The sequence below is a fragment of the Vulcanococcus limneticus LL genome (genome assembly GCF_002252705.1).
GTDB lineage: Bacteria > Cyanobacteriota > Cyanobacteriia > PCC-6307 > Cyanobiaceae > Vulcanococcus > Vulcanococcus limneticus.
Genome location: NZ_NQLA01000008.1, coordinates 59,191 through 85,431 on the forward strand (window position 1 = coordinate 59,191; position 26,241 = coordinate 85,431).

The following is a 26,241-nucleotide window of genomic DNA, read 5'->3' on the forward strand; positions in this document are numbered from 1 at the left end:
GCTCAGATCCAGTGGCGACGCCTGAAGTAGGCGAACAGGCCAATGGCGATGGCCACCATCACGACCCAGACAACGAAATAGCCAGGCTGCCATTCGAGCTCAGGCATGTGCTTGAAATTCATGCCATAGACACCGACGATAAAGGTGAGGGGTATAAAGATTGTAGAGATGATCGTGAGCACCTTCATCACCTCATTCATGCGGTTGCTTAAACCCGAGAGGTAGGTGTCGTGGAGTGAGGCCAGGACATCACGGGAGGTCTCCACCATGTCGATGACCTGAATAGTGTGGTCATACAGATCACGCCAGAAGATGATGATGTCCGGACGCAACAGACTGGACTCGCTCTTGCTGATCGCGGCAACCACGTCCCGCAGCGGCCAGACGGCCTTGCGCAGTTTGATCAGGTCACTCTTGTAGTGGTGGATCTCCTGGATGTCCCCGGGTCTGGGGCCCATCAGGATGCGCTCATCGAACAGTTCGATCTCATCGCCGATCTGCTCCACGGCCAGGAAGTAGTGGTCCACCACCGCATCCATCAGGCAGAAGGCCAGGTAGTCGGCCCCCATGCTGCGCACCCGGCCAAGGCCTTTGCGGATGCGAAGGCGCACACTGTCGAACACATCACCCTCATCCTCCAGAAAGGAAATCACGTAATTGGGTCCGAGAATCAGGCTGACATGCTCGGCGCCGACACTGCGGCTGGCGCGGCTGTAGGCCAGCATCTTCAGGGCCACGAAGCAGTAGTCGGGAAGCTCCTCGCACTTGGGCCGCTGACTGGTGTTGACGATGTCCTCGATCGTCATCGGGTGCAGGCCAAAGCGGCTAGCCAGCGCCTCGATCAGGGCGATGTCGTGAATTCCGTTGACCTGGATCCAGGAGACCGTGGCTGTGCCGCGATGGACGGCACAGTCGTCGACGCTCACGTCGTGGGCCTCGTGAACAACGGCCGCATCGAACTCCAGCAGGTCGATGCGGATGCTCTGGCGCTTGCGCTCGCCGATGAACACGGCGGTGCCTGGAGCCAGGCCCACCTTGCTGGCGAGCCGGCGACCCGGAACTCCGATGGTGCCTGGCCCGGGCCGCCGCGGGGAACGCGGCAGGTCTGCTGCTTCCATCGACTGGCGGCGCCTGGCACCAAGGCTAGGTGGGGCGCTTGATCTGAGCTCCTGGCAGGGGTGAGTCGGCTGGTCTGCCTAGGGGAACGGCGGGCGGTGCAAGGGAGCGGTGCCGGGGGGCACCACCCCCACACCGCGGGCGCTCCAAACTGGCCTGGAGTGGTTCAGTCCCGATGAGCAGCGCCAGCCCGAGGGAGTCCCGCCAGCCCCAGTCCCCTGGCCTTCCGGCCGGCAACCCCCTGGTGGGCGGTATCGCCCGGGTGCTGATCGCCCTGGTGTTCGTGCATGCGCTGGTGGGCAAGCTCAGCGGCTTCGGCGCCGTGGCCGGGAAGATCGCGGCGAAGGGCCTTCCCTTTCCCTCCTTGCTGCTGGGTGCCGCCGTGGTGCTGCTCACCATCGGCTCGGCCCTGCTGATCAGCGGCTGGCGCAGCCGGCTCGGGGCGGTGCTGCTGCTGGTGTTCCTGATCCCCACCAGCGTGATCTTCCACGGCGAAGTGGGCGATCCGCTGCAGCGCATCCAGCTGCTCAAGAACGTGGCGATCATCGGCGGCCTGCTGCTGGTGGCCAACGCCCCAGACGCTCGCCGCTGAGACGGAGCCCAAGGGGCCCCAGAGGCGCTGCGGCTGGCCTGGCAGGCTGGCCCCATGACCAGCCCCACCCAGACCCACCCCGACGCCGCCTCCCTGGCCGAGGCCGTGGGTCGCCGCCGCAACTTCGCAATCATTTCCCACCCGGACGCGGGCAAGACCACCCTCACCGAGAAGCTGCTGCTCTACGGGGGTGCGATCCAGCAGGCCGGCGCCGTGAAGGCCAAGGGCGAGCAGCGCAAGGTGACCTCCGACTGGATGGAGCTGGAGAAGCAGCGCGGCATCTCGATCACCTCCACCGTGCTGCAGTTCGACTACAGCGGCAGCACGATCAACCTGCTGGACACTCCCGGCCACCAGGACTTCTCGGAGGACACCTACCGGACGCTGGCCGCCGCCGACAACGCGGTGATGCTCGAGGATGCGGCCAAGGGTCTCGAACCCCAGACCCGCAAGCTGTTCGAGGTGTGCCGGATGCGGCGCATCCCGATCTTCACCTTCATCAACAAGATGGACCGGCCAGGGCGTGAGCCCCTGGAGCTGCTCGATGAGATCGAGCAGGAGCTGGGGCTGGCCTGCTGGCCGGTGAACTGGCCGATCGGCAGCGGCGACCGGTTCCGCGGCGTGATCGATCGTCGCAGCAAGCAGGTGATCCTGTTTCAGCGGGCCGAGCGGGGCCGCCAGAGCGAAGAGCGGCGCCTGTCGGCCGAGGAGGCTGCGGACAGCGGGCTGGTGGAGCTCGACCTCCTGGCTACAGCTCTGGAGGAACTCGAGTTGCTGGATGGCGCCGGCGCCGACCTCGACCTGGAGCTGGTGCACGCGGGCGAACTCAGCCCGGTGTTCTTTGGTTCAGCGATGACCAACTTCGGCGTGCGGCCGTTCCTCGATGCCTTTCTGGAGTTGGCCCAGAAGCCGATCGCCCGCAGCAGCAGCGAGGGTCCAGTGGATCCGCTGCGGCCCGGTTTCAGTGGCTTCGTATTCAAGCTGCAGGCCAACATGGATCCGCGCCACCGCGACCGGGTGGCCTTCGTGCGGGTGTGCAGCGGCAAGTTCGAGAAGGACATGACGGTGCAGCACGCCCGCACCGGCCGCGCGATCCGACTCTCACGCCCCCAGAAGCTGTTCGGCCAGGACCGCGAGGTAGTGGAGGACGCCTATCCAGGCGATGTGATCGGCCTCAACAACCCGGGCATGTTCGCCATCGGCGACACCCTATATGTGGGCGCGAAAGTGGAGTATGAGGGCATCCCCTGTTTCAGCCCGGAGATCTTCGCCTGGCTGCGCAATCCCAACCCCTCAGCCTTCAAGAGTTTCCGCAAGGGGGTGAATGAGCTGCGCGAAGAGGGTGCCGTGCAGATCCTCTACGACACCGACCAGAGCAAGCGCGATCCGATCCTGGCCGCAGTGGGCCAGCTGCAGCTGGAGGTGGTGCAATACCGGCTGGAGAATGAATACGGCGTGCAGACGCGGATCGAGCCCCTGGGCTTCTCGGTGGCCCGCTGGGTGGTGGGCGGCTGGCCGGCCCTGGAGCAGGTGGGCCGCATCTTCAACTGCAAGACCGTGCGCGATGCCTGGGACCGGCCGGTGCTGCTGTTCAAGAACAACTGGAATCTGGGCCAGCTGGCCGAGGACCACCCGGAGCTGGAGCTGAGTGCCGTGGCGCCGGTGGTGAGTGGGGTGGAGCCGATCGCGCTCTGAGCCAGGGGCCAGGATCCACGGCGGGCACGCGGCTCCGCCAGAATCGTTTGCAACGAAAGGTCACAGCACCTGTCATCCCGATGGCCCGACCTCTCTGGCTCGTTCGGCCTCGCGCCGACGGCGGCAGCGATTACGTGAGTTTCCAGCCGGCGGCCAGCCGCACCCCTGGCCATGGCGGTAGTGCCATGACCGATCAGCCCGCCACTGGGCTCGACCAGGTGGAGATGCGCGAGGGCAGCCACCTGCCCCCCCAGATGCCCCTGCTCAAGCGCCGTCAGTGGCTGCCGAGCGATGAGGCCGAACTGCAGAGCCGTCGCCTGCAGCAGGGTGGCTATCGCCACAGCGAACCGCTGTTCTGAGCTGCGGCTCCCTACGCTCGGGAGAGCACGCGCTGCCCGAGGGGCCAGGCATGAACCAGGGAGCCGGATCCGATCCCTCCGCCGATCGCTCTGGAGATGCCGGAGGCACCCAGCCGTCGCCCTACGAGCGCCTGGGCATCAGCCCCGAGGCCAGTTTCGACGCGGTGCAGGAGGCCAAGCAGGCCCGGCTGGCCGAGCTGGGCGATGACCCCCAGGCCAAGGCCCGCATCGAGGCCGCCTACGACGCGGTGCTGATGGACCGGCTCAAGGAGCGCCAGCAGGGCAAGGTGAGCAGCGCAGCCCGCAGCGCCTCCCAGCGGGAGGCCACCCGCCCGGCTCTGGCCACGCCACCCACGCGCCCGGCCTTGCCGGTGCTGCCTTCCCTTCCGGCCCTGGGTCGCCCTGCCTTTCAGGCGCCCAACCTGAGCCTGCCGCGCTTCGCCCTGGCCGAAGGCCGCGAGCGCTGGTTCCCCCTGGCCAGCCACGGCGCCCTGCTGGCCCTGCTGCTGTTCGCCCCCGCCGCGTCGGCGGAGCTGGTGCTGGCCCTGGCCACTGGCGTAACGGTGGTCAACCTGCAGCGGCGCAACGGCCGCCTGCTGCCGGCGGTGGGCTGGAGCGTGCTGCTGCTCAGCCTGGGACTGCTGGCTGGCGGCCTGGCGCTGCAGCTGCTGGATCCAGCCCTGCCCCTGGGACTGCCGCTGGCCCCCCCGCAGGTGCAGAGCCTGCCGGCGATCCTGCTGTTGCTGCTGGGGGCACTGCTGATCGCCTGAGCCGCCAGGGCATCGAGAGCCACGGCAGCCCGGGGCCCGCTCAGACCGCCGCCAACTCGGCGATCAGCTCCTCCAACTCGTCGGCCTCCAGGGTGTAGACCTCGTTGCAGAAGTGGCAGGTGAGTTCGGCCTTGCCGTCCTCGCGCAGGATCTCGCCGAGCTCCGCCTGGCCGAGCAGCTTGAGGGCGTTGACGCTGCGACGTCGGCTGCAGGGGCAGTGGAACTTGACCTCGGTATGGGCCTCGGCGTCCTCCAGCAGCTGGGGGTCCAGATCCGGGAAGATGTCCTCCAGCAGGGCCTGCAGATTGCCCTGGCACTCCGCCAGCCGACCACTGAAGCCGCGGATCTCGCGGCAACGATCCTCCAGCAGGGCCACCAGGGCGGGCTCGCGGGCCGCCTTGGGCAACACCTGCACCAGCACGCCGCCGGAGCAGCGCACGCCGCTGCTGTCGATCTGCTCGCCCACGAACACCGCCGAGGGGGTCTGCTCAGAGTGGAGCAGGTAGGAGGCCACGTCATCGCCGATGCCGCCGCTCACCAGTTCCACAGTGGAGCTGAACGGCTCGCCTTCCCCCAGGTCACGCACCACGTGCAGGTAGCCGGTGCCGGTGGCCGCCTTGAAGTCGAAGTGGTGCAGGCCGTCCGCCTCGGTCACCAGATCCAGCTCCAGACCTGGGTTGCCGACGTAGCCGCGCACGGTGCCGTCGCGGCCCGCATCCACCATCAGCCCCCGCACCGGCCCATCGGAAGCGATGCGCAGGTTCACCCTGCCGTGGCGCACCTTCATCGAGCAGGCCAGCAGCAGACCGGCCGTCATCGCCCGGCCCAGCAGCACCGTGGTGAGGAAGGAGAGCTGATGGCGCCGCCGGGCGTAGCGCAGGGTGGTGGTGGTGCTCACCGCCACCAGGCGGATGCCGCCCCCGGCGGCCGTGGCGCGTACCAGTTGATCGGCCATGCCCGTGTCTTCCCTGCCCGCCGGGCCACAACTCAGGGCATCGTACGGAGCGTGCCCTGCTCCAGGCGCCAGGCGCGGCGGCGGTCCACCACCCCCTCGAACAGTTCGGGCTCGTGGGTCACCACCAGGAGCACCCGCTCGCGGCTGAGCTGGTCGAGCAGCTGCAGCACCTCGCCCCGCACCGACCAGTCGAGCCCGGCGGTGGGTTCATCCAGCAGCAGCACCTTCGGATCGCGCAGCAGCTGCACCGCCAGGGCCAGGCGCCGCTGCTGGCCGCCGCTGAGCCGCTCCGGGGCCTGCTGCAAGGACAGCCCCGCCAGACCCACCTGGGCCAGCACCCGCTCCAGCTGCTCGCTGGCCAGGCGCCGCTGGCCGAGCTTGAGCTCCTGGCCCACCGTGAGCCCAAGGAAATGGCGCTCGGGGAACTGGAACACCAGGCCGCAGAGCCAGCGCCGCTGGCGGGCGTTGAGGGCGGTGCCGTTCCAGAGAATCGCGCCCCGCTGCGGTTGGGCCAGGCCGCTGATCAGCTCCAGCAGGGTGGTCTTGCCGCTGCCGCTGCGGCCCGCCACCAGGGCCGGCTGGCCGGGCTCGAGGCTGAGGCTGGCGCCGCGCAGCACCGGCTCCGGCGCGGTGGCCGCCTGGTAGTGGAGGGATTGCAGCTCGAGCATGGGGGGTGCCGGATCAGGCCGAGGCTGGCCTTCCCGGGCTGGCCCGGGGGTGGCCCCAGCATGTTGGATGGGACCACCGCCGCATCACTGCCCATGGAGATCCGCTTCCGCGAGTTCGATCCCTTCAACTGCTGGATCTGGCTGCGCTTCGCGGCGCCCCCGGGCCAGGGGGAGCGCGGCTATGTGGAGACGGTGTTCGACAGCTGGTTCTTCCTCGGCAAGCTCGGCGGCTTCAACGCCGAAAACCTGCAGGTGCACGAGGAGGGGGCGGACGTGAGCTGGATGGCCTACGAGGGCGATGGCGCCGAGCGGGCCCTGCCCGCCCTGATGCACAACATGGGCGAGATGGAATACCAGGCCGACTGGGGCCGCTGCTGGGTGGACCTGGGCACCAGCGATGGGGTGGCCCTCGACGTGCTCATCAACAGCCTTCACCAGCTCAACAGCGACGTGGTGGAGATCCAGGAGCTGCTGATCGGCGGCGTCAACGACGACTGGCCGGTGGAACAGCATCCCGACAGCCTGTTCCCCCTCGACGACCCCGACACCTGAGCCATGGCCCGTGAACGGCGCCGGCTGCTGATCGCGCCCGAACGGCTGGCCCGGCAGGCGCCGCGGCTGGAGCTGACGGCCGAGGAGAGCCGCTATCTCACCCGGGTGCTGCGTTACGGCGACGGCGACGGCTTCGCCGTGACCGATGGGGCGGGCGGCCTGTGGGAGGCGGTGCTGGAGGAGCGGGGCTGGGCGCGGCTGGAACAGCCCCTGGCGACGCCGCTGCTGCGGATGGCGGCACCCGCACCCCAGCTGGTGCTGGCGGCGGCGGTGGTCAAACGCGACTACGACCTGGTGGTGCGCATGGCCGTGGAGCTGGGGGTAGACCGCCTGGTGCCCTGGCTCTCGGACCACGGCGCGGTGCTGGGCGGACTCAGGCCCGAGCGCTGGCGGACGATCGCCCGGGAGGCGGCGGAACAGTGCGAGCGGCTCTGGCTGCCCGAGATCCTGGAGCCGCGGGCCGCCCGGGAGGATCTGGGCGCACCGGCGGCTGGGGGTGTGGCAGCGGGGTCGGCGACCGGCATGGTCGGCCCACCGCTGCGGCTGTTTGCCACCACCCGCCGCGGGCAATTGCCTGCGATGGAGGCGGTGCTGGAGCGGGTGTTCCCCCCAGCGGCTCCAGCTGGGGAGACTCTCCATCCCGGCCGGGCCGAACAGGCCCCGGCTGCCCTCTGGCTGGCCTGCGGGCCGGAGGGGGGCTGGAGCAGCGAGGAGGAGCAAGGCGCTGAAGCTGCCGGCTGGCTGCCGGTGAGCCTGGGTCCCCAGATCCTGCGCAGCTCAACTGCCGCGGTGGCGGGACTCGCCCGCCTGGCCGCCTGGCGAACCGGGCGCTGGGGGGGCTGAGCACTGGTGCAGTCCATGGGCCGGGCCTGCGTTAGCTCAGCAAGAACTCAGGACCCGCCCGGCCCGAGTCTCACTTCTTGCCGAGCAGGCTGCCGGCCACGGCCTTGAACTCGGCCAGGTTGGCTCCGGCCCGGCGGCGGCGCACCGGCAGGGCTCCACCGGGAACGAGGTTATCGGGAGCGAAGGTGGCCTTGCTGGGGGCCGGGCGGTTGGCCTGGGCAGCGCGCAGCTCGGCGGCGATGGCCTCGGCGGTCGTGAGCACCGGGCCTGCCTGCTCGGCGCTGGCCGCCGCTGCGGGTTGGGGGGCAGCCTTGGACGGGGCAGCGGGCTGGGCACCCGTAGCCGGCTTCTCGGCAGCGGGGGCGGCCGCCACGGGGGCGACGGCAACCGGCTGCTCGGTGGCCTTGTCGTCGAGATTCAGAAAGAACGAGCCCTTTCGATTGAAGACCATGGCGCCGGCAGTCGAGGCGGTGGCCCCGATTATCTGCCGCCGCAGCGCCCAAGGCGGGTTGGGCTTAGGGCAGTGCAACAGAGCTGGGGTCCAGGGTGCTGGCTCCGGCGCCAGGAGCGGTTGGCTCCCCAGCCGCCGCCGTGTTGAGCTGGGGGCCACCGCGATCGCCACGCCCCCGATGCTGGAACTGATGGTGCTGGCCTCGCCGGAGCGCCTCCAGGGCTGGCTGGGGGCCCTGCTGCTCAATGCCGCCCTGATCGCCCTGGCCCAGCGGCTGCCCCTGCTCACCCGCTCCGGCTGGGTGCATGCCGGCATCCTCGGCACGCTGCTCTGGGGCAGCCTCGGCTGGCGGGGCTGGTTGGCGGTGGTGCTCTACCTGGCCCTCGGCTCCCTGGTGACCCGCCTCGGCTATCGGCGCAAGCAGGAGCTGGGCCTGGCGGAGGCCCGGGGTGGCAGGCGCGGCCCGGAGAACGTCTGGGGCTCAGCCGCCACCGGCGCCGCCCTGGCCCTGCTCACGGTGCTGCCCTCGGCTCCGGTGACGCTGCTGCTGATCGGGTTCAGTGCCAGCTTCGCCGCCAAGCTGGCCGACACCTGCGGCAGCGAGATCGGCAAACGCTGGGGGCGGCACACGCTGCTGATCACCAGCCTGCGCCCCGTGCCGCCCGGCACCGAGGGGGCCATCAGCCTGGAGGGCACCGCCGCCAGCGCGGCGGGCAGTGCCCTGATGGCCCTGGTGCTGCTGCAGCTAGGGCTGCTGCAGGGTTGGCAGCCCTGGCTGCTGGTGGCGGGAGTGGGGCTGGCGGCCACCCTGATCGAGAGCCTGATCGGCGCGGTGCTGCAGCCGCGGCTGGCCTGGCTCAGCAACGAGCTGGTCAACGCCCTGCAGACCCTGATCGCCGCCCTGCTGGCCATGGGTCTGGCCCAGGCCCTGTTGCTGGCCTAGAGCGCGAGCCGCGGGGCCAGCTCGAGCCGGAGCTGCTCCATCAGGCCCTCGAAGCGGCGCTGCGCCACCCGGGCACTGGTGCCGAGCCAGCGCCCCAGCTCCCGCCAGGAGCGCTGTTCCAGCACCCGCCCCAGCACCAGCTCCCGCTGTTGGGGGTCGAGGGCGGCCAGCTGGCGCCGCAGCAGCTGACCCCGCTCCTCGGCCTGCAGCCGCGCGTAGGGATCGCCGCCCGTGCCGGGATCCACCAGGCGCTCGAGCGGGCCGCAGCCACCGGCCTCGGCGGGTTCCAGGCCGCCGGGGCCGCCCGCCTGATCAAGGCTGCTGAGTTGCTGGGCCCGGGCTTGCCCCAGGGCCTCACGCCAGCGCTGGGCAGTGCAGCCCAGGGCCTCGGCCATGGCGGAGTCAGAGAGGGGCGGGGCTCCGCGATGCAGGCGCTCCTGCTGCAGCCGCAGGCCGCGGTAATGCAGTTCCTTGAGGCCACGGCAGCCGCGCAGCAGACAGCCGCGGTCACGCACGTGCTGGCGAATCCTGCCGCGCACGTAGGGCACGGCGACGCTGCTCAGCGCCGCACCCCGGCTGCCATCGAAGGCCTCCACGGCGCGGATCAGGCCGATGCTGCCCTCCTGGAGCAGATCCTCGAAGGGGATGGCACAGCGGGCGGCCTCCCGCCGGGCGATCTGGCGCACCAGGCCCAGGTTGGCGCTCACCACCCTGTTGCGCAGGCCCAGGCAACGGCTGCCCCCATAGGCCGCCAGCTGCTGGGCGTTGTGGCGGTGGGCCGGGGTGCCGCCACCGCCCACCCGTGGACCTCGCAGCGAGGCCGGCCGCTGCTGGCCGCTGGGGCGCTGCTGGCTGGGCCAGGGACGCCCTGGACCCCTCTGCGGTTCGGGGCTGGCGGCGGTGGCGGTGCGGGGGGACGGCATGGCCGGACCTGGGAAACTTCAGATTCAGCGTCAGCGCGGTGGCCCCTGCGGCCCCTCCCGCCGCCAGGGGAATTCCCATCCCCCGTTCAGGGGAGTTGCCCGCAGCCGCTTGGCAGGCCCGCGCCGGGCGCCAGCCCCCTGTCAGACCAGTGGGGTGGCGGCCAGCAGCGGCTGCAGCCCGGCCCACTCCAGCAGGGCCGGCCAACGCCGCACCCGCTCGTACACGGCCCGGTGGCCCTCGCCGTTGAGGTGCACCCCGTCGCCGTCCAGCCACTGGGGCCAGGCGGGATCGGCCAGCAGCTGGTCCACCAGTGGCAGGAACGGCACATCGGCGTCCAGGCAGGCCTCTTCGAGCAGGCCCTCGTAGCGACGCACGGCCTGCAGGTCGTACCAGAGCACCTCGGCATAGGGCATCACCTCCTCCACCACCGGCGTCAGCCCCAGCACCAGGACCGGCGCGATCGTGCGGACCTCGCGCAACAGCTGCTGCAGGCCGAACAGGAAGGCGTCCTCAGCCAGCTGGGGGCGGCCATCGGGGCGGCCCACCCGCGCCGTGTCGTTCAGCCCCACCGCCAGCAGGATGCCTTGCGGCCGCTGGCGCCTCAGCTCGCCGCGGCAGCTCACTTCCGCCATCAGTCGGGCCGCCACCCGCTCCAGACCGTCGCCCCGCACCCCGAGTGGATAGAGCACCGGACCCTCAGGCAGGCCCATCCAGTGGCGCCGCAGGCGCTCACACCAGCCGCCCTCCTCGGGATCGCCCCAGCCGTAGACACCGCTGTCCCCCAGCACGATCAGCTTGCGGGGAATGGCCAGGGGCATGGGCGGGAGGGCGGGGTCGGGGCGGGCCTCAGCCAGCCGCCAGCAGGCGGCGGCGGAGCCGGTCGCTGAGATCTTCCCCCAGCAGCGTCAGCAGGGCGTAGACCGCCAGCAGGGCCAGCAACTGGTCCCAGGCGAAGGCACTGAGGGTTTCCAGCAGCTGGCTGCCGAGGCCCGCGGCCCCCACCAGACCCACCACCACCGTTTCCCGCAGGATCACATCGGCCCGGTAGGCGCCGTAGGCCAGGTAGGAGCGGGCCAGGCCACTGAAGCGCCCGTAGAGCAGCGCCAGCCGCGGACCCGCCCCCGCCGACGCCAGGGCCTCCTGGCGCTCGGGGCCCGCTGCCTGGGCTGCCTCCAGCAGCAGCCGGCCCAGGATGCCCAGGTTGTGGAAGCCCAGGGCCAGGGCCGCCGTCACCACGCCGGGCTGGAGCACGAGCAGCAGCAGCAGGGCCGTCAGCGGCGGCGGCCAGAGGCGCCCCAGGGCCCATCCCAGCCGCAGGAGCAGCTGCCCCCAGGGCCAGGGCGCCACCAGCAGCAACAGCAGGGGGGCAACCCCCACCGCCAGGCCAGCCGCCAGCAGGGTGAGCAGCAGGGTGTTCCCCACCAGGCTTGGCCAGGGCAGGGCCAGGGCCACCCCCCAGCCGCCGGCGGGTAGGGGCGGCAGCGGCTGCCAGTGCAGCAGGGCCAGGGGGTTCACCTCCAGACCCCAGGCCACCGCCAGCAGCAGCGGGATCAGCGCCAGCAGACCCAGCAACAGCTCCCGGCCACTGCGGCCCACGCCACCAGCCGCCAGCCCCAGGCGCTGGGGCATGCCCCAGCGACGCCGCAGCAGGCCGATGCCGGCCTCCAGCAGCAGCATCAGCGCCAGCAGCAGCCACAGCCCCGTCCAGAGCTCATCGAACTGCAGCGACTGCAGGGTGAGTTTCAGGTCTGTGCCCAGTCCCCCGAGCCCGAAGACGCCCAGCAGGGTGGCGCTGCGCAGGGCGCACTCCAGCCGGTAGCCGCCGTAGCTGATCACCCCGGGGAGCAGCGGGGGGCCGAGGGCCGTGAGCAGGGCCGCAGGCCCCGGGGCGCCGCCGACCCGCAGGGCCTCCAGGCCCGCGGTGGGCAGGGCATCGAGCAGGTCGCTCACCACCCGGGCCACCAGGGCACCGAAGGGAATCGCGATCGCCAGCACGGCCACGGCGGGCTGCAGGCCCAGCAGCTGCAGCAGCAACAACCCCCAGATCAACTCGTGGATCGAGCGGGGAAGCGCCAGCAGGCGCCGCAGCAGCTGGGCGGGCCAGGGGGTACCCGCGAGGGTGCGCCAGAGGATGCGGGAGCTGGCCAGGCCCAGCAACAGCCCCAGCACCAGGCTGGCGGCCCAGCCCAGCAGGGCCATGCCGGCGGTCACCGCCAGGCCCCGCAGTGCCGAGGACAGCACCAGTGGATCGAGGGAGGGCCGCAGGGCCGCCAGCAGGAACTGGCCCACCAGGTCCCAGCCGCCGCCATGCAGCAGACCCGGAAGGGCCAGACCGATCGGCAGCAGCACCAGGGCCGGAACCAGCAGCAGCAGCGGCGCCGCGAGCCGCACCCTCACGGCGCCTCGCTGCCGTAGAGCTCCGCCAGGGCCGCATCCCCTACGGCCGCCATCGGCCCATCGAACAGGATCCGACCAGCCCGCAGCCCGATCACCCGATCGAAGCCGGCCAGCAGGTCGGGGCGGTGCAGGCTCAGCAGTAGGGCTCGCGGCGCCTCGGCCTGGCGCAGCAGCAGGGCCAGCAGATCCGTCGCCAGCCGGGGATCGAGGCTGGCCAGGGGCTCATCGGCCAGCAGCAGCTGGGGTTCCTGGCGCAGCACGCGGGCGATCGCCACCCGCTGGCGCTGCCCCCCCGAGAGGGCGGACACCGGCTGGGCGAGCAGGGCCGGATCCAGATCCATCCGCACCAGCGCCTCGCGGCAGGCGGCGGTCTCCAGGGGCAGCAGCAGGTTGAGCAGGGCCTGCGGCCAGCCCCACACCGCCAGTCGGGCGGCATTGAGGTTCTGCTGCACCGTGAGCTCCTCGATCAGGCGCAGGTCCTGCCAGAGGGTGCCGATGCGGGCCTGCTGCAGGCGCTGGGCCCGGGGTGAGCGGGCCGGCGCTGCCCCCTGCCAGCGCACGGCGCCGACGCTGGGTCGCAGCAGGCCGTTGGCCACCGCCAGCAGCGTGCTCTTGCCGGCGCCGCTGGGGCCGAGCAGCGCCACCCGCTCGCCTGGCCCCATCCGGAGCGACACGCCATCGAGCCGGGGCCGGCCCCGGCCCGCCACCGTGACGGCCTGCAGTTCCAGCAGGGGAACGGAGGGCAATCCCGGGCCCAGGGGGCCGGGCTCGGGCGGGACGGCCATGGCTCGGGCGGGAGGCAGGGGGGGAACCGGAGTGGAGCCATCCTGCCCCTCGGGCTACACGTGCGTGAGCCGGAACACCACCAGCACCAGGATCAGCGCCACCAGCACCACCTCCAGCAGATCGGGGCCGCGGGGGTTCATCGTGCCTCCCGCTCGCGCTGCTCCAGCCGCTGCACCGAGGGCAGGGCCAACGCCAGGCCCAGCAGCGGCAGCTCAAGCAGCAACTGGCCGTTGCCAATGGTCAGAAACACCAGATCGAGACAGACCAGCACCCGCAGGAACAGCGACCAGACGTCATCGCCCTCGCTGCTGCTGCGCATCCACAGCACCAAGCCGGCCAGCAACAGCACCAGATCGATCAGCAGACCCATCGGCTCAGGCGGCGCCCATTGCTGTTGATTGTGCAGGAGATCGCGGGCCCCGTGTGATGGGGCCCGCAGCGGCTGTCAGCTGGTGCCGACCGCAGCAGGGTGGGATCAGCGGATCTTGCCGATCTGGCGGCCCACCTGCTCGATCTGGCCGTAGGCCTTGGCATCGGCGCCGGTGAACTGCTGGGCGCCGAACAGCCCCAGGATCACCTTCTGCTCCGGGTTGCTGGGGCGCCAGCTGAGGATCGCGCCCTTCAGCTTGGCGGTGAAGCCCTTGCCGAAGCGCCGATCCAGATCGGGCTGGGCGATCCAGTGGTAGTCCTGATAGCCGGGGGTCTTCCAGATGGCGATCACCTTGTCGCGTTTGGCCTTGCCGTCGTGCAGGCTGGCGCGCCACACCTGCTCGTTCACGGCACCGGCGTCGTAGGCGCCGCTGGCCACCAGGGCGATGGTGGCGTCGTGGCTGCCGCTGAATCCGGCCGTGCCGCCGCTGAAGTCCGTGGTCTTCACGCCTGCTTTGCCGAGGAAGTATTCGGGCATCAGGCGGCCAGAGGTGGAGCTCTCCGATCCGAAGGTGAAACGCTTGCCCTTGAGCTGGGCCAGGCCCTTCACGCCGGTGATCGGCTTGAGGCCGCTCCTGGTGCTGGCGATGAAGATGCTGTGGAAACTGGCGTCGATGTCGCGCTGGGCCAGCACCTGGGCGCCGGGCTTCTGCAGCCGTGCCTGGACGCCGGTCAGGCCGCCGAACCACACGAGGTCCAGATCGCCGGTGCGGAAGGCCGTCACGGCGGCGGTGTAGTCAGTCACCGGCACGTACTTCACCGGCACGCCCAGCTGCCTGCTGAGCTCATTGGCCACCAGCGGATAGAGCCGATTGAGCTTCTCGGGCTTCTGGTCCGGGATGGCGCTGATGCGAAGCACCGTCTGGGGGGCCTTCTGCTGGGCCTGGGCGGCCGGCAGCAGGCCTGGAGCGCCGCTGGGCAGGGGGGGCATGGCCACCGGCAGCAGGGCCAGGCCAAGGCCAGCCAGCACGGCGGCCGAGCGTTCTCGGCGGAGGGGGAAGGAACGGAACATCGCCGCAAGCGAGGGGGAGACCCCCGGATTGTGGCGGCCCGGAGGGGGCCCCTCGCTCAGAGGCTCTCCAGAAAGCGCCGCAACCGGCCCAGGCCGTCCCGGATCGTGTCCGGGGCCGCAGCACAGGAGAGGCGGATGCAGTGGTCGTCGCCGAAGGCACCACCGGGCACGGTCGCCAGGCCCTGCTCCTCCAGCAGCCGGTTGCAGAAGGTCATCGAGTCCAGGCCGCTGGCGCTCACATCCGGGAAGGCATAGAAGGCCCCCTCCGGCGGCAGCAGCTGCAGGCCCGGCAGGGCCCTGATGCCATCGGAGAGCAGGGCGCGGCGCTCGTTGAACTGGGCGGCCATGGCCCGCACGCAGTCGCGCGGGCCGCTCACCGCCGCCAGGGCGCCGTACTGGGCAAAGCTGCACACATTGCTGGTGCTCTGGCTCTGCAGGGCGCTGGCGGCGGCCACCACGTGCTTCGGTCCCGCCAGCCAGCCGATGCGCCAGCCGGTCATCGCCCAGCCCTTGGCAAAGCCGTTGACGATGAACACCCGATCGGCCAGATCGGGCGCCACCGCGGCAAAGCTGTGGTGGGTGTGGCCCGGGGCCAGCAGGAATTCGTAGATCTCGTCGCACACCACGGCCACCTGGGGATGGCGGCGCAGCACCTCCGCGATCGCCTCCAGCTCGGGCCGGCTCAACACCATGCCGGTGGGGTTCGAAGGGCTGTTGAGCACCAACAGCTTGCTGGCGGGGCTGATCGCCGCCTCCAGCCGCTCGGGATCCAGGCGGAAGCCCTCAGCGGCCGAACTGGGAATCAGCTGCACCGAGGCACCGGCCAGCCGGGCCATCTCCGGGTAGCTGAGCCAGAAGGGGGACGGCAGCAGCAGTTCGTCGCCGGGGCCGAGCAACACCTGGAACAGGTTGTACAGCGCCTGCTTGCCGCCGTTGGTCACCAGCACCTGCTCGGCGGCGGTGAGGGCGCCGTTCTCGTGGGTGAGCTTGTCGGCGATGGCGGCGCGCAGCGCCGGTTCGCCGGCGGCAGGCCCGTAGCGGGTGTGGCCAGACTCCAGGGCCTCGGCGGCGGCCCTGCGGATGAAGGCCGGAGTATCGAAGTCCGGCTCTCCAGCACTGAGGCTGCAGATGTCATGCCCCTCGGCTTTAAGGGCCTTGGCGCGGGCGGCGATGGCCAGGGTCAGGGAGGGCTGCAGAGCTTCTGCCCGGGCAGAGAGCGGCAACGGGCGCGGCATCGGTGCAGCGATGGGCGGCGGCACCCCAAGGGGAACCAGGACTAGCCCACATCCTGCCTTACCCTCCGGCCAGCCCCCGTCGCAGGGCGGACCGTTCGGCGGATCTGTCCGGGCCTTGTTGACACCAGCTGGCTAACGCCAGCTTGTCGACACCAGACTTGAGCTCCCCGCGCCATCCCCATGGACGCCCCCTCCTGCCGCTGGGTGCTGGCGGCGGATGATCCGGCCGGTCTGGCGGCCTTCTACGGCGCCCTGCTGCACCAGCCGCCCGTCGCGGGCCAGGGACCCAGCCACTGGCTCGTGGGCCTGCCCGCCGGTGGGCGGCTGGAGATCTATGCCCCCGCCCGCTCCCGCCGCCGGCCCCGCCAGGAAGGCCGGCTGGCCCTCTGCCTGCAGCGCCGGGCCGGTCCCGAGGGCACTGGTGGCGCGATGTTGCAGGCCTGGATCTCGGAAGCGGAAGCCGCCGGCGCCCGGCTGCTGGAAGGACCGCGCCAGGAACCCTTCGGCTGGGAGGCCTGGCTGACGGATCCGGAGGACAACCGGCTGCTGCTGCTGGTGGCGGCCTGAGGCGATCCACCCACGGCCCGACCGCCCACTCCCGAGCTGCGCCGGCCGGCGCAGCTCGGGATAGCTGCCAGCCAAGGCGAGCCGTGACTCCATAGGATCGCGGCCCCCTGTCCAGCAGCCAGGCCCGATGTGAGCGAGGCAAGCCTGTTTGATCTGCTCCCGGACGGCGCGGGCGCGGCCCTTGGGGGCCGGGCGGCGGGCGTCGCGGCCGTGGGCGGCGGCGGCATGGGCGGTGACAGCCCCGTGGTGGCCCTGGAGGCCCTCGATCCCGCGAGCCGCGACCAGGCCCTGGCCGAGCTGGCCACCAGCTGCGCCGCCTGCCGCGGCTGCGGCCTGGCGGCAGGCCGCCAGCAGGTGGTGGTGAGCCGCGGCAACCCCGGGGCCCGGCTGATGGTGATCGGCGAGGGCCCCGGCGCCCAGGAGGACGCCAGCGGCTCCCCCTTCGTGGGCAAGGCGGGCCAGCTGCTGGACCGGATGCTGGAGAGCGTCGGCATCGACAGCAACCGCGATGCCTACATCGCCAATGTGGTGAAGTGCCGGCCGCCGGAGAACCGCAAGCCCACCGCGGTCGAGATGGCGGCCTGCCTGCCCTTCCTGCGGCGCCAGATCGCGCTGGTGCAGCCCCAGGTGGTGCTGTTGGCGGGTGCCACCGCCGTGGAAGGGGTGCTCGGCATCAAGGGCGGCATCACCAAGCTGCGGGGCCAGTGGCGCCAGTGGGAGGGCCGCTGGCTGATGCCGCTGTTCCATCCCTCCTATCTCCTGCGCAACGCCTCGAGGGAACGGGGCAGCCCCAAGTGGCTCACCTGGCAGGACCTGCAGGACGTGCGGCGCCGGCTGGCCCAGCTGGAGGCCGGCGACTCCGTCTCGCCCTGAAACCTCGACCGGTGGCCACGCCAGCCAGTTGACCCGCAGTCTGTGACAGGCTTGCCGCGTCTCCCGGCCCCCCAGCGATGACCGCCGCCCCGGCCCGCACCGACAGCACCGCCGCCGCCGCACCGGCCACCCCCGACTGGGCCCTGAACCCCCGCTACGACACCGTCATCCGCCGCCGCAAGACCCGCAGCGTGCGCGTCGGCGACGTGTGGGTCGGCAGCGAGCACCCGGTGGTGGTGCAGTCGATGATCAACGAGGACACCCTCGATGTGGAAGGCGCCACCGCCGGTATCCGCCGGCTGCATGAGGCCGGCTGCGAGATCGTGCGGCTCACGGTGCCGAGCCTGGCCCACGCCAAGGCGGTGGGGGAGATCCGCAGGCGTCTTGAGGACAGCTACCGACCGGTGCCCCTGGTGGCGGACGTGCACCACAACGGCATGAAGATCGCCCTGGAGGTGGCTCAGCACGTCGACAAGGTGCGCATCAACCCGGGCCTGTACGTATTCGACAAGCCCGACCCCGGCCGCACCGCGTTCACCCCGGAGGAGGTGGCGGCCATCGGGGATCGCATCCAGGCCACCCTGGAACCACTGGTGAGCCTGCTGAAGGAGCAGGACAAGGGGCTGCGCATCGGCGTCAACCACGGCTCCCTGGCCGAGCGGATGCTGTTCACCTACGGCGACACGCCGCTGGGGATGGTGGAGAGCGCGATGGAGTTCATCCACATCTGCGACCGCCTCGACTTCCACAACATCGTGGTGTCGATGAAGGCCTCCCGCGCCCCGGTGATGCTGGCCGCCTACCGGATGATGGCCGACCGGATGGATGCCGAGGGCTTCCCCTACCCCCTTCACCTGGGCGTGACGGAGGCCGGCGACGGCGACTACGGCCGCATCAAGAGCACCGCCGGCATCGCCACCCTGCTGGCGGAGGGCCTGGGGGACACGATCCGCGTCTCGCTCACCGAGGCGCCGGAGAAGGAGATTCCGGTCTGCTACTCGATCCTGCAGGCCCTGGGGCTGCGCAAGACGATGGTCGAATACGTGGCCTGCCCCAGCTGCGGCCGCACCCTGTTCAATCTGGAAGAGGTGCTGCACACGGTGCGGAACGCCACGGCCCACCTCACGGGTCTGGACATCGCCGTGATGGGCTGCATCGTCAACGGACCCGGTGAGATGGCCGATGCCGACTACGGCTATGTGGGCAAGACCCCCGGCGTGATCTCCCTCTACCGCGGCCGCGACGAGATCCGGCGCGTGCCGGAGGCCGAGGGCGTCGAGGCCCTGATCGCCCTGATCAAGGAGGACGGCCGCTGGGTCGATCCCTGAAGCCGGGGGCTCAGAACCATGTGCCGCTGAGCCGACTGATTCGGTTCTCCTCCGTCTCCCAGCCATCGCGCAGGGGCTAGCTTGAAGCACAACCCCCTTGGCACCAGGAGTTCGCCGCATGGCCAGGCGTCGCACCGCTAGACATCGCACCGGTGTGTGGGTGCTGGTGGGGGCAGGAACACTTGCCGCCTCCGCCATCCTCGGCAGCGATCTGCTGGCGGCCCCCGGTGTTGCCTCCCTGGTGAGCGACAGCCCCAAGGAGGTGATGGATCAGGCCTGGCAGATCGTCTTCCGCGACTACCTGGACACCACGGGCAAGTACACCACCGACCGCTGGCGGACCCTGCGCAAGGACCTGCTGGCCAAGAGCTACGGCAGCACCAAGGAGAGCTATGAGGCGATCCGGGGCATGCTCGCCACCCTGGATGATCCCTACACCCGCTTCCTCGATCCGCGGGAATTCAAGGAGATGCAGATCGACACCTCCGGGGAACTCTCCGGGGTGGGCATCCAGCTGAGCCTCGACAAGGACACCAAGGAGCTGGTGGTGGTGTCGCCGATCGAGGGCTCCCCCGCCTCCCGGGCCGGGGTGATGCCCAAGGACGTGATCGTATCGATCGACGGCAAGAGCACCAAGGGGATGAGCACCGAGGACGCGGTGAAACTGATCCGCGGCCAGGCCGGCACCAAGGTGACGATCCAGCTGCGCCGCTCCGGCAAGGTGATCGACACGCCCCTGACCCGCGAGCGGATCGAGCTGCACGCGGTGGAACACCAGGTGAACACCAGCGGGGATGGCACAAAGGTCGGCTACATCCGCCTCAAGCAGTTCAACGCCAACGCCGCCAAGGACATGGCGGCCGCGGTCAAGGATCTGGAGGGCAAGCAGGTGCAGGGCTACGTGCTCGACCTGCGCAGCAACCCCGGCGGCCTGCTGATGGCCAGCATCGCCATCGCCCGCCAGTGGCTGGATGAGGGGATCATCGTGTCCACCAAGACCCGCGACGGCATCCAGGACACCAAGCGCGCCAACGGCCGCGCCCTGACCAAGCGCCCGCTGGTGATCCTGGTGAACGAGGGCTCGGCCAGCGCCAGCGAAATCCTCTCGGGGGCCCTGCAGGACAACAAGCGGGCCGTGCTGGTGGGTCAGAAGACCTTCGGCAAGGGCCTGGTGCAGTCGGTGCGGGGGCTCTCCGATGGCTCCGGCATGACCGTGACCATCGCCAAGTACCTCACCCCCAGCGGCCGGGACATCCACAAACACGGCATCGATCCGGATGTGTCGGCCAAGCTGAGCGAGGCCGAAGCCCAGAAGCTGAAGCTGGAGGACCTCGGCACCAAGCGGGACAGCCAGTACCGCGCCGCCGAATCCACCCTGCTCAAGCAGCTGCGCAGCGCCGCAACCGCCACCCAGCCCTACAACCCCAACAGCGCCAACCTGCCGGCGGCCCTGGCCAAGCCCTGATCGGGGGCCTCAGACCCAGGGCCATCAGGTCCTCAGCGGTAGGGGGCCAGGCCGAAGCCCTCGCTCTCGCTGGAGAGCGGCAGCTGGTTGCGGCGCCCCGGCGTGAAGGGCACCGTGGCGATGCGGCTGCCGCGGCGGCCGAGCTGGGCCAGCAGCGGCTGGCAACCGCCGGCGCTGCCGATCAGCTGGCCCACCTGGCTGGGCGCAATCCCGGCTTCCCAGCCCTGGGCCCAGCCGCGACGGAGCCCCTGCTGCTGAATCAGGCTGCGGGCCTGGCCGCCATCGATGCTGCCGTTGTCATAGAGGCACTGCACCACCGCCAGGGTGGCGACCGGCAGGCTGCCCGCAGACCAGCCCGAGCCCTGGCCAGCGGCGCTCGGATAGGGAACTGGGGCATAGCCACCCCCATAGCCGCCGCCCAGGCCAGGCAGGCCCAGCCCAGGGACCCCGAAACCGGAGCCCCCGAAGCCCAGACCAGGCATGCCAAAGCCCAGACCGGGAGCAAAGCCGCCGCCCTGGCCCAGGAAGGCCATGGCGAGGGAGAGCAGGAGGTTGTTCATGGCTGGTTGGGGGGTGGAAAGGCAAGGCCAGACGTGGGGCGATGCAAAGCCGATCGGGCCAGGCGGCCCTCGCTGGCGAGGCGGCGGCCACTGCCGCAGTAGCGCTCAAACAGCTGGAACACCTGCGTGGGTGGCAGCTGGGCGGTGTAGCGGGCCTCCAGCTCGCTGAGCCGTTCTCGCGGCGGGTAGAGGCGCAGGGAGCTCAGATCGGCCGGTGCCCGGCTCGCCAAGGCACGGGCCATGCCCTGGTGATAGCGCGGATCGGTGAGGGAACCGCCGCGGCAGGCCTGCATGCGGTGGGTGGCCTCATGGGCCAGGGTGTTCCAGACGGCCGCAGGGTTCGTGTGCACCCGGCAGACCACGATGGTGTCGCTGCGGTGGTGGTAGAGCCCCTGCAGGCCGCGCTCACCACAATCGCGCTGCAGCACCTGAACACCGGAGCGGCTCAACAGCAGCCGCAACTGATCGATGGCCTGCCAGGTGGGATCGCGCGCCTGGGCGGAAGACGCGAGCAATACGATCGCCGCGGGACAAGCCGCGCGTACCAGAACATCGATCCACGCTGGAGCGCCGAGTCCAGAGCTGTTCTGGGGCGGCTTAGCCCCAGGCTTGGAGCTCGCTGGAGCAGGGGGCGCTGAAGGAGTGGGCGCTGAACGGTCCACGGGGTGGAGAAGTCGTCACTCCAGCCTGTTCGCGCCCGCTCGGATCCGGCCATCCGATCCCAGTTGGGGGTGTGACCAACTGTGACCGGCAGGTCTCAGGCGGGCCCGCCCACGGGCTGCATCAGGCCGCCGCCGGGTGTGGAGTCGTCGTCGTCGTTGCCGGTGTCGCCCTGGGTGAGGGCGTAAATGCCGAGGGCAAGAACGCTCACCAGAGCCGAGATCAGACCAAAGCCATCCCCAAGGCCGCCGGTGACATCGATCAGTTCGCCCATGGACCGGCCAGGTTGCGTTGGTCTACGGATTGTAACGAACGTTTGAGCTGGATGAGAGGGGCGTCACACGCTCAGCACGGCCGCGTTCTGCGCCTTGAGCTGCTCGGCCCGCTGGGCCTCGGTGAGCCCATCGGCGCCAGGGATCTGGGCGGCCATCTGGTTCAGCCAGCCCATCAGCTCCTCCAGCTGCTTCTCGGCCGGCAGCACCCCCAGCCCCCGGGCCAACACCTTGGCGGTGGTGCCAGCACCGGCCTGGTAAAGAAGGCGGCCGTGCAGGTGCTGGGGCAAGCCCTGGCGCAGCAACCGGAAGGCGGGCTCTTCCATCGGCGTCTCCAGGGCAATGTTGGGCTTCTCCGGCTTGATGCGCGAGAAGCCGCAGCGCCTGGCCACCAGCTTCAGCTCCATCAGCTGCAGCAGCGACTGCACCGGCGCGGGGATGGCGCCGTAGCGATCCACCCAGCCGGCCGCCAACTCCAGCAGGGCCTCCTGGCTGCTGCAGTCGGCGGCGGCGCGGTAGGCGGCCATCTTTTCGTCGTTTTCAGTGATCCAGTCGCCGGGGATGAAGGCGGTGATCGGCAGGTCGATCTGGGTGTCGTCCACCGCCGGGATGTCCTGACCCTGGATCTCAGCGAGGGATTCCTGCAGCATCTCCATGTAGAGATCGAAGCCGATGGTTTCCATCTGGCCGCTCTGTTCCACCCCCAGCAGGTTGCCCACACCGCGGATCTCCATGTCGCGCATCGCCAGCTGGTAGCCGCTGCCCAGCTGGGCGAATTCCTGGATCGCCCGAAGCCGCTGGCGCGCCGCCTCACTCAGGGAGGCATCGCCGGGATAGAAGAGCCAGGCGTGGGCCTGGATGCCGCTGCGGCCCACCCGGCCCCGCAGTTGATACAGCTGGGCCAGGCCGAACTTGTGGGCGTCCTCGATCAGGATCGTGTTCACCCGAGGGATGTCCAGGCCGCTCTCCACGATCGTGGTGCAGAGCATCAGGTCGGCCTCGCCGGCGTTGAAGGCCACCATGGCGCTCTCCAGCTCCCCTTCAGCCATCTGGCCGTGGGCCACCAGCAGCCGCAGCCCCGGGATCATCGCCCGCAGGCCGGCAGCCACATCCTCAATCCCCTCCACCCGCGGCACCACGTAAAAGATCTGGCCACCGCGATCCAGCTCCTGGCGGATGGCGCTGCGCACCGCCTCCTCATCCAATGCCGCCAGGTGGGTCTTGATCGGCCGGCGCAGGGGCGGCGGCGTGGTGATCAGGCTCATCTCCCTCACCCCCGAGAGGCTCATGTAGAGGGTGCGGGGAATCGGCGTGGCGGAGAGCGTCAGCACGTCCACGTCTTTCCGGAGGGCCTTGATCTTTTCCTTCTGATTGACCCCGAAGCGCTGCTCCTCATCCACCACCAGCAGCCCAAGCTGCTTGAAGGTGGTGCTCTTGCCCAGCAGCTGGTGGGTGCCCACCACCACATCCACGGTGCCCTCGGCCAAACCCTGCTGGATCACCTTGCGTTCACCGGCGGTGCGGAAGCGGTTGAGCAGGCTCACCTTGAGCGGATAGGGCGCGAACCGCTCGCTCAGGGAACGCCAGTGCTGCTGCGCCAGCACGGTGGTGGGGGCGAGCATCGCCACCTGCTTGCCGGCGGTGACCGCCTTGAAGATGGCGCGGATCGCCACCTCGGTCTTGCCGAAGCCCACATCGCCGCACACCAGCCTGTCCATGGGCTGGGGCTGCTCCATGTCGCGCTTCACCTCCGTGATCGCCTTCAGCTGATCGGGGGTGGGTTCGTAGGGGAACGAATCTTCCAGTTCGTTCTGCCAGGGGCCATCGGCGGGGAAGGCGAAGCCCGGGGCCTGGTGGCGCTCGGCGTAGAGCTTCACCAGATCGACGGCCACCTTGCGCACCGCCTTCCTGGCCCGCTCCTTGGCCTTGGTCCAGGCCGTGCCGCCCATGCGGTTGAGCTCTGGCGGGGCATCGGTGCTGGCCCGGTAGCGGCCGAGGCTGCCCAGCTGGTCGGCGGCCACCCGCAGCAGGCCGTCGGCGTACTGCACCACCAGGTAGTCGCGGGATTCGCCGCTGATGGCCAGCTTTTCCAGCTTGAGGAACTTGCCGATGCCGTGGTTGCGGTGCACCACGAAGTCGCCCGGCTGCATCTTGCCCGGATCCACCGTGCGGCTCGCGGCCTTGCGGCGCCGGCGCACGTAGCCGGTGGCGGCCAGGCTGTGCTGGCCGAAGAACTCCCGGTCGGTGATCAGCACCAGCTTCCAGGCCGGCAACTGCAGGCCTTCGAGCTCAGCGGTGCCCTTGGTTTTGAGCGCCACCGGCGTGCCCTGCCCCACCAGCCGCTCGATGGCGGGGAAATCGGCCGGGTTGGGTACGAAGCGCGTGATGCAGTCGTGCTCCTCCAGCAGCGCCACCGCCCGGCTGGGCTGGGCCGAGAGCAGCCACACCGTGGCCTTCTCGGCCAGAAAGCCCTTCACCAGCCCCGCCAACTTGCCGAAGGCGTTGGGATAGGCCGGCACCGAGCGGGAGGCCAGATCGAGGCAGTTGGGGTGGGTGTCGGTTTCGTGCAGCTCGGCCAGATCGAAGCCGCCGAAGGCCTCGGCCTGCTCCAGGGCCTCGGCGGGCTGGCGGTGCAGCAGCGGCGGCAGCAGCGCGGCGATCGCCTCGGCGCTGACGCCGGCCGCCTCGGCCAGCTCCTGGCACACCTCGCCGTGATGCCCCCTGGCATGGTCGGCCCACTGCTGGCCGTGGGAGAGGCAGTGGCGCCGCTCATCCACCGCGATCAGGGTATGGGCGGGTAGGTAGGTGAGCAGGGAGGCGGGCCGCTGCCAGGCCAGGCCCATCAGCCGCCGCAGGCCTTCGGGGGTCCCCCCCTCCAGAAGCTGGTCACTGGCCTCGGGGCTGAGCAGCTGATCGAGGCCATCGGGCATCGCCTCGCGCAGGGCGTCAGCGATCAGTGGGCCGTAGCCGGTGGGGGTGAGGCGCACCACCGCAATGGGATCGAGGGAGCGCTGGGAGGCGGGATCGAACTCCCGCAGTTTCTCCAGCTCTTCCCCGAAGAACTCCAGCCGCACCGGCAGTTCAGCGCTCACCGGAAACAGGTCCACGATGTCGCCGCGGCGGCTCCAGCTGCCCTCCTGCTCAATGGTGGGCACGCGTTCGTAGCCCAGGCGGGTGAGGGTCTCGCCCAGCTGCTCGAGGTTCACCGCGTCGCCCTTGCGCAGGCTCAGGCACTGGGCCTGGAGCGCCTCAGGCGGCGGCAGGTGCGGCTGCAGGGCCCGCTCGGTGGCCACGATCGCCATCCGCTTCGCCGCACCGCTGGCCCCAGTGCCGCCGCTGGCATCCAGCAGTTCGCTGAGCACCTGCAGCTGGCCCCAGGTGATCTCGCTGGTGGGGTCGAACGGCTCGTAGGGGCTGCCCTCGCTGGTGGGGTAGAGCTGGCAGCTGGGCCAGCCCATCAGCTCCAGCAGCGCCGCCCAGCGGCCAGCCTCCTCCAGGGTGGGCACCACCACCAGCAGCGGCGCCTCGGCGGCCCCGGCCAGGGCGCTGCTCACCAGGGCCCTGGCCCCCCGACCGGCTCCGCTCAGCCGCAAGCGCTCGGGCCGCTTGCTGCGCTCCAGCACCTCCCCGGTGAGGGTGGCCTGCTGCAGCTGGCGCACCAGGGCGGTGAGGGGCATCGGGGCTGGGTTGAACGCAGCGGGCCATCCTCGCAAGGGACCCCGGTGCCCCGTGGACCGGGCCAGAATCGATGGCGATGCCGGAGTGGGCTCCGACCGGATCCATGAGCTCGTACCGCTGCCCCTACTGCCGGCCCCGGCCCCTGCGGCTGGCCCGTCGGGCCGACGGGGTGGCGATCTGCGGCTGGTGCGGCGATCCGCTGGAGCGGGTGCCGCTGGTGCGTCCCTGGGCGGCGGTGGCACTGCTGCTGGTCACGGGCGGCCTGGCGGCGGCGACCTTCGGGGTGGTGCTGCCCCGGCAGCGGCCGCTGCCGGATGCCAACCAGGGTCCGCTGGCGGCCCTGGCCGGCCAGGTGACGGACCTGATCACCGGTCCCCCCCGGCCCCGGCCCGAGGACGCCCCCCTCACCGCCGAACGGGACGCCTCCCTCTATGGCCAGCTCGACGCGGCGGACAAAAGCTGGCGACCCAGGGCCGAGGTCCTGCCAGGTGGCCATATCCGCTACAGCTACCGGCGCCGCCGCAGCGATCCGCCGCTCAGCATCGAGCAGATCAAGCTGTTGATGCGGTACCCGCCCCGCTTTGAGCAAGAGCGGGCTGCCGTTGCCGGCCTGCTGGCTGCCCTGCGCAGCCGGGGCGTGCTGGTGGTGCTGGGTCCCCCCCGCAAACCAGGGGCCGCCGGCGAGTGGGAGCCCCGGGCCGGGCTGCTGCGCATTCGTCCGGACGTGCCGGGCCAGGGCAGCCGCCAGTTCGCCCAGGTGCTCAACCACGAGGCGATTCACGTGGCCCAGAGCTGCCGCAACGGCCACCTGCGAGCGCGGCCCATGCCGCTGGGGCTGTCGCGGCAGGTCGATGCGGAGGCGCAGCGCCACCTGCAGGAACCGATCTATGCCCGCGCCTCTCCCAGGGAGCGGGCCCTGGAGGAGGAGGCCTATGCCAACCAGGCGCGGCTGGAGCTGGGGATTCAACTGCTGGAGGCCAACTGCCGAGCCAGGACGGCCCCGGCTCCCCAGCTCTAGGAGGCTGCTGAAAAACCAACCGATCCGCGGGAGAATGGCCCAACGGCACTGAACGGATGCGCGGCCAGCAGGAGCGGACCGGTCCCCTGTTCT

At 70.7% G+C, this 26,241-nt stretch carries 27 protein-coding genes; 12 read left to right on the forward strand and 15 right to left on the reverse strand.

Annotated elements, in window-relative coordinates; all coding sequences use genetic code 11:
• Window positions 1-2 precede the first annotated feature (2 nt).
• Complete coding sequence (gene corA, locus CJZ98_RS05905; protein WP_094589362.1) at window positions 3-1,118, reverse strand: magnesium/cobalt transporter CorA; 1,116 nt, start codon at window positions 1,116-1,118, stop codon at window positions 3-5.
• Window positions 1,119-1,291: 173 nt separating this feature from the next.
• Between corA and CJZ98_RS05910 the strand changes: the two genes are divergently transcribed.
• The 4 genes from CJZ98_RS05910 to CJZ98_RS05925 all read left to right on the forward strand — a co-directional run bounded on the left by CJZ98_RS05910 (window position 1,292) and on the right by CJZ98_RS05925 (window position 4,532).
• Complete coding sequence (locus CJZ98_RS05910) at window positions 1,292-1,708, forward strand: DoxX family protein (RefSeq protein WP_094589364.1); 417 nt, start codon at window positions 1,292-1,294, stop codon at window positions 1,706-1,708.
• 54 nt (window positions 1,709-1,762) lie between these two features.
• Window positions 1,763-3,403: a peptide chain release factor 3 gene (locus CJZ98_RS05915; RefSeq protein ID WP_094589366.1), complete on the forward strand. Its 1,641-nt coding sequence runs from the start codon at window positions 1,763-1,765 to the stop codon at window positions 3,401-3,403.
• An 80-nt stretch (window positions 3,404-3,483) separates the two neighbouring features.
• A complete protein-coding gene (locus tag CJZ98_RS05920; protein WP_094589368.1) occupies window positions 3,484-3,762 on the forward strand; it encodes a hypothetical protein in 279 nt (92 codons plus the stop codon).
• A 50-nt stretch (window positions 3,763-3,812) separates the two neighbouring features.
• On the forward strand, window positions 3,813-4,532 hold the full coding sequence (locus tag CJZ98_RS05925; protein ID WP_094589370.1) for a CPP1-like family protein: 720 nt from the start codon (window positions 3,813-3,815) through the stop codon (window positions 4,530-4,532).
• Window positions 4,533-4,572: 40 nt separating this feature from the next.
• On the opposite strand, the gene hslO is transcribed toward CJZ98_RS05925, so the two are convergent.
• A complete protein-coding gene (gene hslO / locus CJZ98_RS05930; RefSeq protein ID WP_094589372.1) occupies window positions 4,573-5,487 on the reverse strand; it encodes an Hsp33 family molecular chaperone HslO in 915 nt (304 codons plus the stop codon).
• Between the two features lie 32 nt (window positions 5,488-5,519).
• Window positions 5,520-6,155 (reverse strand): ABC transporter ATP-binding protein, encoded by a 636-nt coding sequence (locus CJZ98_RS05935; RefSeq protein ID WP_094589374.1) that lies wholly within the window; start codon window positions 6,153-6,155, stop codon window positions 5,520-5,522.
• A gap of 93 nt (window positions 6,156-6,248) precedes the next feature.
• Between CJZ98_RS05935 and CJZ98_RS05940 the strand changes: the two genes are divergently transcribed.
• Together CJZ98_RS05940 and CJZ98_RS05945 are read left to right on the forward strand one after the other, a co-directional pair.
• The gene (locus CJZ98_RS05940; RefSeq protein WP_094589376.1) at window positions 6,249-6,707 is read left to right on the forward strand and encodes a DUF3531 family protein; all 459 of its coding nucleotides are present in this window, start codon (window positions 6,249-6,251) and stop codon (window positions 6,705-6,707) included.
• A 3-nt stretch (window positions 6,708-6,710) separates the two neighbouring features.
• Window positions 6,711-7,550: an RsmE family RNA methyltransferase gene (locus tag CJZ98_RS05945; protein ID WP_094589378.1), complete on the forward strand. Its 840-nt coding sequence runs from the start codon at window positions 6,711-6,713 to the stop codon at window positions 7,548-7,550.
• 70 nt (window positions 7,551-7,620) lie between these two features.
• Here CJZ98_RS05945 and CJZ98_RS05950 read toward each other — a convergent pair whose 3' ends face one another.
• A complete protein-coding gene (locus CJZ98_RS05950) occupies window positions 7,621-8,001 on the reverse strand; it encodes a hypothetical protein (RefSeq protein ID WP_094589380.1) in 381 nt (126 codons plus the stop codon).
• Between the two features lie 178 nt (window positions 8,002-8,179).
• On the opposite strand from CJZ98_RS05950, the gene CJZ98_RS05955 reads away from it, so the two are divergent.
• On the forward strand, window positions 8,180-8,944 hold the full coding sequence (locus CJZ98_RS05955; RefSeq protein ID WP_094589382.1) for a TIGR00297 family protein: 765 nt from the start codon (window positions 8,180-8,182) through the stop codon (window positions 8,942-8,944).
• Here CJZ98_RS05955 and CJZ98_RS05960 read toward each other — a convergent pair.
• From CJZ98_RS05960 to CJZ98_RS05990, 7 genes are all read right to left on the reverse strand, one after another.
• Window positions 8,941-9,867: a sigma-70 family RNA polymerase sigma factor gene (locus tag CJZ98_RS05960; RefSeq protein ID WP_094589384.1), complete on the reverse strand. Its 927-nt coding sequence runs from the start codon at window positions 9,865-9,867 to the stop codon at window positions 8,941-8,943. The genes CJZ98_RS05955 and CJZ98_RS05960 overlap by 4 nt on opposite strands.
• 141 nt (window positions 9,868-10,008) lie before the next feature.
• Window positions 10,009-10,686 (reverse strand): GDSL-type esterase/lipase family protein, encoded by a 678-nt coding sequence (locus tag CJZ98_RS05965; RefSeq protein WP_094589386.1) that lies wholly within the window; start codon window positions 10,684-10,686, stop codon window positions 10,009-10,011.
• A gap of 28 nt (window positions 10,687-10,714) precedes the next feature.
• Window positions 10,715-12,259 (reverse strand): ABC transporter permease family protein, encoded by a 1,545-nt coding sequence (locus tag CJZ98_RS05970; RefSeq protein WP_094589423.1) that lies wholly within the window; start codon window positions 12,257-12,259, stop codon window positions 10,715-10,717.
• 2 nt (window positions 12,260-12,261) lie between these two features.
• Window positions 12,262-13,050: a phosphonate ABC transporter ATP-binding protein gene (locus tag CJZ98_RS05975; protein WP_094589388.1), complete on the reverse strand. Its 789-nt coding sequence runs from the start codon at window positions 13,048-13,050 to the stop codon at window positions 12,262-12,264.
• A 137-nt stretch (window positions 13,051-13,187) separates the two neighbouring features.
• Window positions 13,188-13,421 carry a hypothetical protein gene (locus tag CJZ98_RS05980; RefSeq protein WP_094589389.1) on the reverse strand — a complete coding sequence of 78 codons (234 nt, stop codon included), beginning with the start codon at window positions 13,419-13,421 and terminating at the stop codon, window positions 13,188-13,190.
• A 105-nt stretch (window positions 13,422-13,526) separates the two neighbouring features.
• Window positions 13,527-14,411 carry a putative selenate ABC transporter substrate-binding protein gene (locus CJZ98_RS05985; RefSeq protein ID WP_408645517.1) on the reverse strand — a complete coding sequence of 295 codons (885 nt, stop codon included), beginning with the start codon at window positions 14,409-14,411 and terminating at the stop codon, window positions 13,527-13,529.
• A 137-nt stretch (window positions 14,412-14,548) separates the two neighbouring features.
• Entirely contained in the window at window positions 14,549-15,727 is a 1,179-nt protein-coding gene (locus CJZ98_RS05990) for a pyridoxal phosphate-dependent aminotransferase (protein ID WP_094589393.1), read from the reverse strand.
• A gap of 180 nt (window positions 15,728-15,907) precedes the next feature.
• Here CJZ98_RS05990 and CJZ98_RS05995 point away from each other — a divergent pair, with 180 nt between their 5' ends.
• The 4 genes from CJZ98_RS05995 to CJZ98_RS06010 all read left to right on the forward strand — a co-directional run bounded on the left by CJZ98_RS05995 (window position 15,908) and on the right by CJZ98_RS06010 (window position 19,960).
• The gene (locus CJZ98_RS05995) at window positions 15,908-16,294 is read left to right on the forward strand and encodes a VOC family protein (protein WP_198537531.1); all 387 of its coding nucleotides are present in this window, start codon (window positions 15,908-15,910) and stop codon (window positions 16,292-16,294) included.
• Between the two features lie 129 nt (window positions 16,295-16,423).
• The gene (locus tag CJZ98_RS06000) at window positions 16,424-17,167 is read left to right on the forward strand and encodes a uracil-DNA glycosylase (protein ID WP_390625485.1); all 744 of its coding nucleotides are present in this window, start codon (window positions 16,424-16,426) and stop codon (window positions 17,165-17,167) included.
• A gap of 77 nt (window positions 17,168-17,244) precedes the next feature.
• Entirely contained in the window at window positions 17,245-18,495 is a 1,251-nt protein-coding gene (gene ispG, locus CJZ98_RS06005; RefSeq protein WP_094589395.1) for a (E)-4-hydroxy-3-methylbut-2-enyl-diphosphate synthase, read from the forward strand.
• Window positions 18,496-18,613: 118 nt separating this feature from the next.
• Window positions 18,614-19,960, forward strand: a complete 1,347-nt coding sequence (locus tag CJZ98_RS06010; RefSeq protein WP_094589397.1) for a S41 family peptidase — start codon at window positions 18,614-18,616, stop codon at window positions 19,958-19,960.
• Between the two features lie 32 nt (window positions 19,961-19,992).
• On the opposite strand, the gene CJZ98_RS06015 is transcribed toward CJZ98_RS06010, so the two are convergent.
• The 4 genes from CJZ98_RS06015 to mfd all read right to left on the reverse strand — a co-directional run bounded on the left by CJZ98_RS06015 (window position 19,993) and on the right by mfd (window position 25,129).
• On the reverse strand, window positions 19,993-20,520 hold the full coding sequence (locus CJZ98_RS06015) for a hypothetical protein (RefSeq protein ID WP_094589399.1): 528 nt from the start codon (window positions 20,518-20,520) through the stop codon (window positions 19,993-19,995).
• Window positions 20,517-21,035 (reverse strand): hypothetical protein, encoded by a 519-nt coding sequence (locus CJZ98_RS06020; RefSeq protein ID WP_094589401.1) that lies wholly within the window; start codon window positions 21,033-21,035, stop codon window positions 20,517-20,519. Before CJZ98_RS06020 ends, CJZ98_RS06015 begins: the two co-directional genes overlap by 4 nt.
• Window positions 21,036-21,277: 242 nt before the next feature.
• Window positions 21,278-21,454, reverse strand: a complete 177-nt coding sequence (locus CJZ98_RS18745; protein WP_198537533.1) for a hypothetical protein — start codon at window positions 21,452-21,454, stop codon at window positions 21,278-21,280.
• Between the two features lie 63 nt (window positions 21,455-21,517).
• Complete coding sequence (mfd, locus tag CJZ98_RS06025; RefSeq protein ID WP_094589403.1) at window positions 21,518-25,129, reverse strand: transcription-repair coupling factor; 3,612 nt, start codon at window positions 25,127-25,129, stop codon at window positions 21,518-21,520.
• Between the two features lie 104 nt (window positions 25,130-25,233).
• Between mfd and CJZ98_RS06030 the strand changes: the two genes are divergently transcribed.
• Window positions 25,234-26,148 (forward strand): hypothetical protein, encoded by a 915-nt coding sequence (locus tag CJZ98_RS06030; RefSeq protein WP_094589405.1) that lies wholly within the window; start codon window positions 25,234-25,236, stop codon window positions 26,146-26,148.
• The last annotated feature ends 93 nt before the right edge of the window (window positions 26,149-26,241 follow it).